Source organism: Bacteroidota bacterium (genome assembly GCA_016715945.1).
Taxonomy (GTDB): domain Bacteria; phylum Bacteroidota; class Bacteroidia; order Bacteroidales; family F082; genus JALNZU01.
The window spans coordinates 2,064,295-2,077,336 of record JADJXJ010000001.1 but is presented as its reverse complement, the minus strand read 5'-3'; the positions used below and the strand labels follow the sequence as shown (position 1 = coordinate 2,077,336).

Below are 13,042 nucleotides of genomic sequence, written 5' to 3'. Positions count from 1 at the left end.
TGCAAAGATACCCAATCCACATGATGCAGCGTGTACTAAAACAAACAGGGAGGCTTGTGTGGCCTCCCTGTTTGCGATACAATGTGTGTTATCTGTTGATAATCAGTTTTTTACTTACTCTGCTTCGCCCGTCAACCACCAAGGTATAATTGCCTGGAGGCAGGTTGCTCAGGTCGAGCGGGTAGTTGCTTCGTCCGTCGAGCTGGAATCCACGTTGCTGATAAACCATTTTGCCGGCTGAATTGAGCACAGCAATATTCACCTTTTCGGTGGTTCCTATCGGGAAGACCAGGTTGAACCGACCATCGCCGGGATTGGGCATCACCTGCAGTGCGGTCAGGGCGCTTTCGTTCAGGCCGGTACAGTCGCGAAACTCAATGGTGATTTCCTGCGAGCGGGTTACACAGCCGTCGGCACTTATCAGTTCGACCCAATAGGTCCGGAAACCTACCCCATAACCAAGGGTATCGGCAGTGATTTCGGAAGTGCTTGCCCCGGTTGACCAGTTGAAGGTATATCCCTGGACATTGGCGCGCAAGGTTTTGATGGCTCCGGCGCACATCACTGTATCCGCTCCGAGGCTGATCTGCGGTGGGGCTTCGAACAGACTCACCTGCACGCTGTCGGAGGCCTGACAGCCGTTCGGACTGGTCACCAGCACCTGGATTTGGTGTGTACCAAAGCCCAGCTGGGCCGATCCTACCTGAATTATCTGGGTGGTATCGCCTGTTGACCACAGGAACTGGGCACCGGCATTGCCGGCATCGAAGGTGAGCGCATCGCTGCCACAGGCAGTCAGAGGACCCGAAAGTGCGACCACGGGTGGTTCTTTTAATGTGACTTCAAGTGAATCGATCACCACACAACCGTTGGCACTGGTCACCTGCACCCAGATCTGATGGGTTCCCCAACCAAAGGCTTCGGTAGAAAGGTTCAGCTGCGCAGTTGTGTCGCCTGTTGACCAAAGATAGGATGCGCCTTCGTTAAACACATCAAACTCAAGGGTATGGTGGCCACATAAACTTAAGTTCTCACCGAGGGCCACTTCCGGCAAGGCGTGCACCACCACATTCACAGGATTACTGGTGAGTGAGTCGTTTTGTCGGAAGGCGGTAAGGGTATAACTATCTGTAATATCGGGTATTATGGTCAGATTTTGGGTTTGACCAATGATGTCACCGGCGCTGTTTTTCCAGATGAACGAAAGGTTCTCAATATTGCCCTGCAAAGCGGCAGTCAGTTGCACAGAGTCGCCGTGGCATATTTCCTCGGCTGATGCCTCAGCGCTTACCAGGAAGGTAGATACCTTAAGGTGCACCGGAACGATGAAGACCGGATTATCCGGGTCGTTGTTGGCAATTCGCAGGTTGGCCCGATAGTCACCTGGGGTCAGGTCGTTGGCTTTGAGGGTAATAGCTACCGGAGTGTTGTTTCCGGCTGCGATGGTGCCTGAGGAAGGGGTATAGCTCAGCCAGTTGACCACATTGAGGGTGTAATCTTCCACTTCTCCGTAAGTGGTAGTTCCGCAAGGATTTACAGCTCCTGTCCAGGTGATGCGGATGCGCATGCGGGTAGGGCCGGGCAGGGCATTGGCCGGTGGATTGATGATGGCAGTGTAGGGTCCCTGGCCGGGTGTTCCACTAACGGTTATCGGGGCATCATCAAAGACCTCATTCTGGTTCCAGTCCACCCAAACACCGCATTGGTCGGCGCTGTAAGGATTGCCGTTGGTTACGGTCAGGGTGATGGGTTCGCCCGGTCGTACCTCAGTGGATAAGTTTGTGTAGTCAGCATAATTGTTGCTGCCGGTCACGTTGTCGATATTGCCGATCTGCACCCGGGAGATATATTCATCCCCACCGCCAGAAGCGCTGCAATAGGCATTGGTTTCGCGGGAGTTGTTGATGATTTGGGCACTCATCTGCCAGTTCATAGGCAGTTGGCCGACATTGGATATGGTCAGGGTTTGAGTGGCTTGTGTGCCCGGCAAAAGCACCTGACTGATGCTGGCAGGTGTGGTGGCAATGCGGGCATCGCCCCATTGCACGGTTGTTCTTACTGCTCCACTTTCGGCGTCCCCGGTGTATGCGGCAGTAACCTGATAGGTATAAACCCCATAGTCGGGCAGGGCATCCACATAGACGGTATCGGTGGTTGTGCCAACCAACTCGTTGTTTCTGTAGATTTTGAACCCAATAAAATCAGGAGCTTCTGTGTAGTTCCATTGCAGGGAAGCGTTGCCGGTGGGAAAATCAACCGAGGCCTGCAGATTGAACGGCCGGCTGAGTGGGTTAGTCATGTAGGGCGAGGTGTACGAGAGGGTGACTCCGGTGCGGTTGTCAGTCCATATGGGATAAACTTTGCCTCCGCGGGCGGAGATTCCGAGGTAATCGCCCATATATCCGCCGGCCAGGCCGGGAATGGGTGCCGGTGTGAAAGCCACATCCGACACTTTAAAGTCTTCCCAGGTGTCGCCACCATCGAAGCTGTTGGCGCAGAATACTTCGACCTGGTTTTGGTTGACATTGCGGTCGCCGTAGAAAATCACACTGAGCACACCGTTTTCGGGATCGCAGGTGATCCAGGGGAAATAATGTTCTTTGCCTTGTCCCTGAGGGTTCTGATTCACACGTATGGGTTGCGACCAGGAGCTGCCGCCGTTGGTGGAGCGGATCATATACACATCAATGCCATTATTTTGGTTGATGCCCGGAACGCCGATATTTGCCCACACCACGTAAATATTTCCGCGGCCTGGACCATCCGAAATATCCACTGCCATCACCGGGAAGCTGTTTACACGATGGTTTTTCTTGGTTTGGGTGTTTCTGATGCCTCTGATGTTGTTGATAATGCGTGTGGCAGGCTGCCAGGTAGCGCCGCCGTCGAGCGATTTGGCAAAGCCGATGGCGCCTTCATCGCTGGGCCAGCTGTTATAGATTGACCAAACGGCATATACTTCCCCGTTGGGTCCGGTTTGCAGGTTCACGCCCTGGTTGTGGCTGCCGGCATTTACGGCATTGCTGATTGACACACGTGTGCTCCAGGTATCACCGTGATTGGTGGAGCGCGATACCACGATCTGGTTGTTGTTGGCTCCGCCAAAATCGCTCCATGCCACGTAAAGATTGCCGCCAAACAGGCTGCTCGGGCTGTTGTCGATCCACATGTGGTTTTTATCGGCCAGCTGTCCCGGATTTGGGCTAACAGTGCGGGCAGTCCAGCTCACGCCATTGTTGTCGGAATATGCGATGCCTTGTCCTCCGGGATTGGAAATGTAGTTGATATACCAGCGACCGTTTCGGCCAATGGCGGTGGTGGGGTCGCCCGAGTTGCCACCGGCAACGCCTTGAATCTTTCCCTGCCAGGTTTCACCCGCAGTAAACGAGTAGAGGTCGTTGGCTCCGTAAAGTGTACTTGCACTTTGGTTGGTACTGTTGTTCGAGGCGATCACCACATCGCTGTTGAGTGGGTGCACGAAGATAGAGTTTTCGCTTTGCGTGGTGCCTCCGGAGATCAGCGGAACGTCGGGCGAGTCGTCGGTGATCACCGAGAATGCCTTGATGGCCGAACCGGTATAAATGGCAGGCTCGGTACGTATCTCGGGATTCAGCGTATAAAGCCCCTGTTGGGCCAGACGCTTATAATACCCATTGTTGTCCACGCGCGTGTCCACCATGTTGCGGCGCTCGCGCTCTGTTTTTGCATCGGAACTGATGAGCCATTGCAAGCCGGCTATCAGCGTCAACGCCAGCACAATGGTGATGGTTTGTAAGGTTTTCTTCATCGGATATTGGTTGAGAAAAAATTATGACCGCCAAAAGTATATATTTTACTTTTGGGCTGGACTTAATTGATTGTCAAAACACCAAATTGTGTTAAAACTGCAATAAGTTTGTGCAATGGCCTGATCAGGCTTAGCTGTACACTTTGGCTTCGGCTTCGCCGTTGACTACTCTCAGGCCGTTGAATGCCAGGGCTTTCAATTCGTCTTCACCGGGATAAACATGCACAGGGGCTATGCGATGCACCCGCTCGATGATTTTGTTCACGAAGTATTTGTCGTGAGCGATGCCACCGGTGATGAGGATGCCATCCACCTGAAAGTGGAGCACAGTGGCCATGGCGCCGATTTCTTTGGCCACCTGATAGGCCATGGCGTCGTAGATGAGTTTGGCATAGGCGTCGCCCGCAGCTACACGTTGTTCAACCTCGTAGGCGCTGTTGGTGCCCAGATAGGCCACAAGGCCACCTTCGCCTTTGATCATTTTCATTACTTCCTTCTCGGTGTATTTGCCGCTGAAACAGAGCCTTACGAGGGCGCCCACGGGCAAACTTCCGCTGCGCTCGGGCGAGAAAGGACCATCGCCGTCCAATGCCTGGTTCACGTCAACAACGCGTCCGTTTTTGTGTGCGCCCACCGAGATGCCCCCACCGAGGTGTACTACGATGAGGTTGAGTTGCTCGTAGGGCCGCATGATTGATTTGGCATGTTGTCTGGCAATGGCTTTCTGATTGAGCGCATGAAAGATGGAGAAGCGGGGCAGAAGGGGATGCCCCGAGATTCGTGCAATGTCGTCGAGCTCATCAACCACTACCGGATTGGCTATATAAGCCCGGGCATCGGGCAGGGATCGGGCAATGTCGTATGCAATGAGCCCGCCCAGGTTGCTGGCGTGTTCGCCCAGCGGACTGTTGCGCAGGTCGTGCATCATTGCCTCGTTCACCTCATACACACCCGACTCGATGGGCTTGAGCAGTCCGCCCCTGCCCATCACCACCCTGATCTGTTCAAGCGGAATTTCGGCTTCGCGTAGCTCGTTGAGGATCAAATCTTTGCGAAAAGAAAACTGATCGGTTATCTTTTCAAAAGGCTCAAGCTCTTCGCTGCTGTGGCGGATGGTTTTGATATACACCGGGTTGAGCCCCTCAAACAGGCCGAACTTGGTAGAGGTCGATCCGGGGTTGATGGTCAGGATGTGGATGTTGTCGTTGCTGCCCATTGTAAACAAGTTCAGGCGCAGTTGATTACCGGGCTGTGAGGGCTGCCAGTGCAATGCTGTAGAGCTTGGTCAGCGTGCTGTCGCCGCGCGATGAGAGCACTGCAGGAACTCTTGCGCCTACCACAAAAGCGCCCTGCTCCCCTTTGGCCAGCTTGGTGTTCATCTTGTAGAACACGTTGCCCGCTTCGATGTTGGGGAACAGCAAACAATCGGCATCGCCGGCCACCGGGCCACCCACTTTTTTAATTTCAGCACTTTCCTTGTCAATGGCCACATCAAGCGCCATGGGACCATCTACATAGGCACCCTTGATCTGACCACGGTCGGCCATCTTCGACAGCAGGGCAGCATCCACGCTGGCCTGCATTTTGGCCGATACCTGTTCGGAAGCTGCGATCACGGCAAGCTTGGGCTTTTCAATACCCAGCGCATGTGCGGTCTGAATCAGATAGTTGGCAATGGCAATCTTTTCGGGCAGTTCGGGCGCCGGCAGTATGGCTACATCGCCCACGATGAGCAGCTTGTGGTAGTTGGGGTTTTCCATCACTGTCACATGGCTGAGCACCGCTCCTTTGTTCATCAGGCCGCGTTCTTTGTCGAGGATAGCCCGCATGTATTTATCTGTGCTCACCAGACCTTTCATCAGCAGGTTGCCTTTGCCCTCGTTGATCAGTTCAACAGCTTTTACAGCAGCTTTCATTTCGTCGGCTTCGTGCACAATGGTAAACTTTGCCGGGTCGATGCCAAGCTGGCTGCATACCTTATGGATCTCTTTCTCGTCGCCCACCAGAGTGCCTTCGAGCAGTTGCATGTCGATGGCCTGGCTCACTGCGCTTATGGAGTGGTCGTCGTTGGCATAGGCACAAACAAGGCGCTTTTTGGGGCTGCTTTTAAGCACCTCAAACATTTGGTCGAGACGGGTGATGGTCATGGCTTGTGGTTTTGGTAAGGAGCTAATATTGTTATTTCTTTAACAGACAGTGTGCAAAATTAACAAATTTGAGGGATTTGAAATGCTTAATTACTCAGAATAATAACTGGATTCTCCATCGGTTTTTCGGGGTTTTCCTTTCTGAGAGAAAAGCTCTGCTAAGTTTTGGTATTTTCGTGAACCGATTAACAATAGCCTTATGATACCATCGCATCTGAAGCGGGCAATTGAAGAGGCCATCGTCCGGGCTGGAGGCCGGGCTGACGCGTCGTGGCAGGTGCATCCTTTGGGTGGAGGTTCGATCAACGATGCAGTCCGGTTGGATGCAGGCGGCAGTTCGTATTTTGTCAAGTGGAACAGCTCGGCTCGTTATCCCGGGATGTTCGATGCCGAAGCGGCGGGTCTTGGATTGCTTGCGGCTGCCGGGGCAGTGCGCATACCCCGCGTGCTGGCCTGTGCCAGCGCAGGCGATACGGCATTTCTGATGCTGGAGTACATTCGTCCCGGAAGGCCCCACCAACAAAGCTGGCAACAGTTCGGACACGAGCTGGCAGCGCTTCACCGGCACAGTGCCGAAACTTTTGGGCTGGATCACGACAACTACATAGGCTCGCTGCCGCAGCAAAACACCGGAGGCTATCAACACTGGTCTGATTTTTTTGTGGAACGCAGGCTCAAGCCGCAACTTGCCACGGCCGTTGCCAAAGGCTTGATCAACAGCGCCATGCAGCGGCAGTTCGGGCAGCTCTTCGCACGGCTGAACCAACTGTTTCCTCAGGAACCTCCGGCACTGCTGCATGGCGATCTGTGGAGCGGCAATTATCTCTTCGACAGCCAAGGATCGGCAGTGCTCATCGACCCGGCGGTGTATTACGGACATCGCGAGATGGATCTGGCCATGACTTTCCTTTTTGGTGGTTTCGACCACAGGCTTTATGCGGCTTACCACGAAGCCTATCCGCTGGCGCCAGGCTGGCGCGAGCGCATCGGCCTGTGCAACCTTTATCCCCTGCTCGTGCACGTCAACCTGTTCGGTGGCGGATACGTAGCTCAGGTGCGTCAGATTCTCGACCGTTTTGCATAGCAGGCTCCGAGGGGCAAAATGGTAAAAAACACTACTTTTGCACCTTTATTAAAAGAGCAAGCCAAACTACCACAGCCATGGAGAACGCCAGCGAAAACCTCCTGAATGAGGACGGCAAAAAGTCGTTGAATTTCATCGAAGCCATCATAGAAGAAGACCTGCAGCAAGGAAAAAACGGAGGAAGGGTGCATACCCGTTTTCCTCCTGAGCCCAACGGATACCTGCATATCGGTCATGCCAAATCGATCTGCCTCAACTTTGGCGTGGCTGCCCAGTATGGTGGCAAATGCAACCTGCGTTTCGACGATACCAATCCCGAAACCGAGGACACCGAATACGTGGAGTCGATTATGGAAGACGTGCGTTGGCTTGGTTTTCAGTGGGATAAGGATCCTTACTATGCCAGCGACTACTTTGACCAGCTTTACGAATGGGCTGTGATGCTTATCACGAAAGGGCTGGCCTATGTGGACGATCAGCCGCAGGAAGTGATCAGCCAGCAGCGTGGGGTGCCCACCCGGCCCGGTATCGAAAGCCCTTACCGCAACCGTTCGGTAGAAGAAAACCTGCGCTTGTTTGAGGGCATGAAAAACGGGGAGTTTGAAGAAGGCAGCAGGGTGTTGCGCGCAAAAATTGATATGGCTTCGCCCAACATGCACATGCGCGACCCGATCATGTACCGCATCCTCAAAAAAGAGCACCACCGCACGGGCAACAAGTGGGTGATTTATCCCATGTACGACTATGCCCATGGCCAGAGCGATTACCTCGAAGGCATCACACATTCGCTGTGCACACTGGAATTTGAGGTGCATCGCCCGCTGTACGACTGGTTTCTGGACCAGATAGCCGACGGAGACTACCGCCCGCGCCAGATTGAGTTTGCCCGGCTCAACCTGTCGTACACCGTGATGAGCAAACGCAAACTGTTGCAGCTTGTCCAGCAAGGTCATGTAAAAGGCTGGGACGATCCGCGCATGCCTACCATAGCAGGCATGAGGCGCAGGGGTTACACACCGGCTTCGATACGCAACTTTGCCGAACGCATCGGCGTGGCCAAACGCGACAATGTGATTGATGTGAGCCTGCTCGAATTCAGCGTGCGCGAAGACCTCAACAAAACTGCCCCGCGTGTGATGGCCGTGCTCGACCCGGTTGAACTGATCATCACCAATTATCCTGAAAATCAGATCGAGACCGTAAGTCTCGAAAACAATCCCGAAGACCCCGAAGCCGGTTTCCGCGAAGTACCCTTCGGACGCAAGCTCTACATTGAGCGCGACGACTTCATGGCCAACCCACCGGCAAAATTCTTCAGGCTGGCGCCAGGCCGTGAGGTAAGGCTCAAAGGCGCTTATGTGGTGAAATGCGAAAGCTTCGAAACCGATGCCGAAGGCAATATAACACGCATACTTTGCACCTACGACCCTGAGACCCGCAGTGGCACAGGCACAAAACAGCCCAAGGTGAAGGGAACCCTGCACTGGGTGGAAGCCGGCACCGCACGTGAGGCTGAAGTCAGGCTCTACGATCGCCTGTTTATGGACGAAGACCCGGCAGGCCACAAAGACCACGATTTCCTTGAGTTTCTGAATCCCAACTCCCTTAAAGTGCTGCGCAATTGCAAAATCGAGCCTTCGCTGGCCAATGTCAAACCGGGAGACAAGTTTCAGTTTCAGCGTGTGGGCTACTTCTGCGTCGATCCCGACAGCACAGCCGACATGCCGGTGTTCAACCGAACTGTTGCCCTCAAGGACGAATGGTCGAAGATTAAAGAAAAACACAGCTGATTATCAGTAGCGCAGTGCATCTGATATAAAGATTTTGTGAAAAAACCTTGCCATTTTTTTCGCATTGCGTAACTTTGCATCCGCATTGCCCGATGGTGTAATTGGCAACACGTCTGACTCTGGATCAGAAAAGTCTAGGTTCGACCCCTAGTCGGGCAACACAGGTAAAAGCTCTGCAGCCTTGCAGGGTTTTTTTTTATGCCAGGAAACAGGCGATTGCAGCCGGTAGGAAGAGGCTAAAAATTTTTAACACTTTTTTGGTTTTTAACAATATTGTTTACTTTTAGCAATCAAAACAAGTGTTCACTTGATTGCTTGTGTATGTCGTTAGGCTTCAGGTTACTGCTAATACTTGGTCTTATCCCGCATTTATTGCATCCGCAAACTTTTCCGGTATCTGCAATACCAGATGCCCTGCGTAAGCATGCCAATTCGGTGGTCCGCATGTCGGAGATCAAAGTTGAGGTGAGCAAAAAGTATGAAATGCAGGTAAGCAGGGAGTGGGCGATCACAGTATTTAACCGGTCGGGCAATGCCCACATTGATGCCTATCAGCATTAAGACAAATCCACGCGTATCGTGCATCTTTCTGCCAGGGTTTACGATGCCGCAGGCAAAGAAATAAGAAAGATTACGGGGAACGACATTCACGACCTGAGTGCGGTTCCGGCGGGAACCGTTTTCTCCGACGACCGCATCAAAGTAATGGATTTTACACCCGTGTCATACCCATATACATTTCATTTTAAGTCGGTTATCAGGTCGAACAACACGGCATTTCTGCCTGAATGGATGCCCGTAAAGTATTACCACCAAAGCTTGGAGCGCGCATCCTACAGCATCACATATCCTGCAGCCTGGAATCTGAACCGGTCAATGAAACAGGAGGCACAGTTTGGAGTGACAACGCGCAGCGAACCCGGGCTGTTCAGCGCAACTGTGAGCAATATCCCTGCATTAATTCACGAGTACGGGGTGCCCTTGCACGAGCACTTTTTGCCTTCGGCCGGTTTTTCGCTGAATAAGTTTGCACTGATGGGCCTTGAGGGACAGGCAGATACCTGGGAGCAGTTTGGGAAGTGGTATCACAGCAATATGCTCCTGGGCAGGGATCGGCTGCCCGAAGCAACAAAAGCCGAAATGAGATCCCTGGCAGATAAATTTCCTGATCCGGTTCAGCAGGCAAGGGCTGTATATCAGTATATGCAGCGCAAAACCAGGTATGTGAATGTGGCCATTGGCATCGGTGGATGGAAGCCTTTGCCGGTGGCCGATGTGGACAGGCGGGGCTATGGCGATTGCAAGGCATTATCTTTTTATACCATTGCCCTGCTCGAAGCAGCAGGTTTGCCGGCCACTTACTCCATTGTTTATGCTGGCAATAACGAAATGAAGTGCATCGATACCTCGCATGTAGCCATACAGGGCAATCATGTGATTGTGAGCGTACCCTTGCCTGATACCACAATCTGGCTCGAAACCACCAACGCGTATATTCCGTTTGGATACCTGGGTGGGTTTACCGACAACAGCACGGTGCTCAGCCTGGCAGGAAGCCGGGCATACATTGCCCGCACCCCGGATTATCCTGCCGGCGTGAGTACGCAATCCAGCAGCTCATCCATTTCGTTGACTGCCGGGGGCAATATGGGTGCAGAAATTTTTATCCGCACTGCCGGAGCCCAGTTCGACAACCGCTTTCCTTTGACGTGGGCAAAGCTCCAGGATGTAGAAGACTTCTACCGTAAGCATTGGAGCCAACTGCAACACATCAGCTTTGGGAAGATTGGTTTCAATCAGGCCGACAACAGGCCGGTGCTGCAGGAACATCTGACCCTTCATGCGACCGCTTACGGCACTGTAACCGGAAACAGGATGTTTGTGCCGCTGAATGCATTTAACCGCCTGACCGATGTGCCGCCACGCTACCCTGACCGAAAGCTGCCATTCCAGATTCTTCGGGGTTTTACAGATGCTGACACCACTGTCATTCATTTGCCGCCGGCATACGAGGTCGAATCCATGCCATCGGAACAGGAGCTTAAAAGCCGTTTTGGAACATACAGTTTTAAAGTGGTGCAAAATCCCGATCAGACAATTACTTATATCCGGTATCTGCAATTGCAACCGGGGCTTTACAGGCCGGAAGAATACGCCGAATATCAGCAATTCCGCAGGGAGATTGCCCGACTTGATCAGTTACAGATCGTATTAATCAAACCAAAACCTATGAGACCACTCATTTTATCGCTTGTTGTGCTGCTTTTGGCCTGCGATATGCAAGCACAGAATATTAAGTTCAGAAAGGTTTCCGCTCTGGAGTTGGAGTTGAAGTAACATCCGGCTGAACCTGATGCAGAAGCAGCCATCACGCATCTTTCGTGCCGGCGGTTTTATGAGTTCGGAACAAGCAGTGGTTTTTTCAGGCTATATACACAGGTGCATATGCGCATCAAGATATTCAGCCAGGAGGGCGTTTCGTGGGGCAACATCGAAATACCTTATCACACCGATGGAAGCTTCACAAGCCTGAAAGCCAGCACTTTTAATCTTCAGAATGGGAAAGTGGTCGAACAGCGGCTGGAAAACAAAGACATATTTAATGAAACAATCAACAAAAGCAACAAATTGCGAAAAGCTGCCATGCCGGGAGTTGTCCCCGGATCGGTGATTGATATTGAATATGAGTTGTCGGAGCCGGCTTCCATAAGTTTAAGACCCTTTTATTTGCAATACCGCATCCCGGTCGATTTTGTTGACTATCAGGTAGAGCTGCCCGAATACTTCCGGTTTCACAAGGCTGTCAAAGGTATCCCTATTAAAATGACGCAACGTGTTGAGAGCAAAAATGGGATATTGGGCACAGGTTCGGCCGGAAGCAATGTTACCTATGGAATCAATGTGGAGATATACAGTGCGAGCAATGTCGGTTCGTTGCGCGATGAGCCTTTCGTATTAAACATGAATAATTACCGGGCTCATGTTGTGCATGATCTGGCGAGTATTCAGATGCCTTCTGGCAAGATTTACAACTATTCGAGCACCTGGGATGATATAGCTGTTGAACTCATGAAAGCGGAGTCGTTCGGAGAGCCGATCCGGCAGCGCCTGAGCGAGCTCAATCCGGTTGTTGACGAGGCCATGAAGCTTGATGAAGCCGAACGCATGAATTATCTCTACTATTACGTTCGCGACAATTTTGCATGGAACGAAAGCTCTGGCGAGCAAACACAGGAAGGTTTGCGCAAGCTGCTTTCCAATAATACAGGAAATATCGGGGATATCAACCTGTTGCTGATTAACCTGCTTACTAAAGCCCAACTGGATGTGGTGCCTGTGATTATGAACAGTCGCCGAAGAGGAATGCTCAATTTCACCCATCCGAGTTTGGCTCAGATCGATTATGTTGTGGCGATGGTGCGTTTGGGTGAAAAAGAGGTTTTTCTCGATGCCACCGAAAAAGGGCTTATTGCCGGCTTTCTTCCACCAAGGGCACTTAACATGGACGGAATAGTTATCGGTAAAAACAATAAAACCGTCAGAATTCAAATACCAAATCCGAACACGGGAAGCTATAGTGTTCAGGCAATATTGAACCTGAATCCGGACATGACCATAGCCGGCAAGGTGCGTCAGATTCACGAAAACTTCAGCGCTGTTTCATTCCGTAGCCGGTACATCACAGCTGAACGCAAGGAAGGATACCTCAAATGGTTGATGGATAAATACCCGGATATGGAGGTGTCTCACATTGAATTCAGTGGCCTGGAAGGAAATGAGCCAAAAATTGTTGAAACCATGGATGTGGCTTTCGACAATATGGCAAATTCTGCTGAACCCTACATATATCTGAATCCGATGCTCATCTGGCAGGAAACCGAAAACCCTTTGAAGAGCGAGAAGCGCGAGTTTCCGGTGTTTTTCGATAGCAGAACGGCACGTAAATTAACCATCACGATTACGCTGCCCGAAGGGGTGGAAGTGGAATCGTTGCCCAAACCGCAACGCCTCTCCATGCCCGACAACATGGGAAGCTTTGTGTACAATGTAGCTGCTACGGGCAATAAACTGAACATACAGTTCCAGTCAAACCTTTCAGCCGAGCTGATACCTCCTCAACATTATGATACCCTGCGCAATTTTCTTACGCTTATTGTTGATAAGCATGCGGAGCGGATTGTGCTGAAAAAAATCTGAACCGGATTTTCGAATCCTTTCGTGTATGAACATTACG

At 51.9% G+C, this 13,042-nt stretch carries 7 protein-coding genes and 1 tRNA gene; 5 read left to right on the top strand and 3 right to left on the bottom strand.

Going from position 1 to position 13,042, the window contains the following annotated elements:
- Nucleotides 1-88: 88 nt before the first annotated feature.
- The 3 genes from IPM52_07975 to IPM52_07965 all read right to left on the bottom strand — a co-directional run bounded on the left by IPM52_07975 (nucleotide 89) and on the right by IPM52_07965 (nucleotide 5,934).
- Nucleotides 89-3,787, bottom strand: a complete 3,699-nt coding sequence (locus tag IPM52_07975) for a T9SS type A sorting domain-containing protein (GenBank protein ID MBK9291548.1) — start codon at nucleotides 3,785-3,787, stop codon at nucleotides 89-91.
- Between the two features lie 130 nt (nucleotides 3,788-3,917).
- Nucleotides 3,918-5,003 (bottom strand): butyrate kinase, encoded by a 1,086-nt coding sequence (gene buk, locus IPM52_07970; GenBank protein MBK9291547.1) that lies wholly within the window; start codon nucleotides 5,001-5,003, stop codon nucleotides 3,918-3,920.
- A 25-nt stretch (nucleotides 5,004-5,028) separates the two neighbouring features.
- Nucleotides 5,029-5,934: a bifunctional enoyl-CoA hydratase/phosphate acetyltransferase gene (locus IPM52_07965; GenBank protein MBK9291546.1), complete on the bottom strand. Its 906-nt coding sequence runs from the start codon at nucleotides 5,932-5,934 to the stop codon at nucleotides 5,029-5,031.
- 199 nt (nucleotides 5,935-6,133) lie between these two features.
- On the opposite strand from IPM52_07965, the gene IPM52_07960 reads away from it, so the two are divergent.
- The 5 genes from IPM52_07960 (at nucleotide 6,134) to IPM52_07940 (ending at nucleotide 13,005) form a co-directional block, all read left to right on the top strand.
- Nucleotides 6,134-7,018, top strand: a complete 885-nt coding sequence (locus tag IPM52_07960; protein MBK9291545.1) for a fructosamine kinase family protein — start codon at nucleotides 6,134-6,136, stop codon at nucleotides 7,016-7,018.
- 77 nt (nucleotides 7,019-7,095) lie between these two features.
- Complete coding sequence (locus IPM52_07955) at nucleotides 7,096-8,808, top strand: glutamine--tRNA ligase/YqeY domain fusion protein (GenBank protein MBK9291544.1); 1,713 nt, start codon at nucleotides 7,096-7,098, stop codon at nucleotides 8,806-8,808.
- Nucleotides 8,809-8,894: 86 nt separating this feature from the next.
- Nucleotides 8,895-8,967: transfer RNA gene (locus IPM52_07950), tRNA-Gln, on the top strand.
- A gap of 420 nt (nucleotides 8,968-9,387) precedes the next feature.
- Entirely contained in the window at nucleotides 9,388-11,145 is a 1,758-nt protein-coding gene (locus IPM52_07945) for a DUF3857 domain-containing protein (GenBank protein MBK9291543.1), read from the top strand.
- A 108-nt stretch (nucleotides 11,146-11,253) separates the two neighbouring features.
- Nucleotides 11,254-13,005 carry a DUF3857 domain-containing protein gene (locus IPM52_07940; GenBank protein ID MBK9291542.1) on the top strand — a complete coding sequence of 584 codons (1,752 nt, stop codon included), beginning with the start codon at nucleotides 11,254-11,256 and terminating at the stop codon, nucleotides 13,003-13,005.
- Nucleotides 13,006-13,042 lie beyond the last annotated feature (37 nt).

Bases quoted from the DNA above. Each gene is read 5' to 3' on its own strand.
- IPM52_07975 (MBK9291548.1), bottom strand. From the start codon at position 3,787: ATGAAGAAAACCTTACAAACCATCACCATTGTGCTGGCGTTGACGCTG.
- buk (MBK9291547.1), bottom strand. From the start codon at position 5,003: ATGGGCAGCAACGACAACATCCACATCCTGACCATCAACCCCGGATCG.
- IPM52_07965 (MBK9291546.1), bottom strand. From the start codon at position 5,934: ATGACCATCACCCGTCTCGACCAAATGTTTGAGGTGCTTAAAAGCAGC.
- IPM52_07960 (MBK9291545.1), top strand. From the start codon at position 6,134: ATGATACCATCGCATCTGAAGCGGGCAATTGAAGAGGCCATCGTCCGG.
- IPM52_07955 (MBK9291544.1), top strand. From the start codon at position 7,096: ATGGAGAACGCCAGCGAAAACCTCCTGAATGAGGACGGCAAAAAGTCG.
- IPM52_07940 (MBK9291542.1), top strand. From the start codon at position 11,254: ATGCGCATCAAGATATTCAGCCAGGAGGGCGTTTCGTGGGGCAACATC.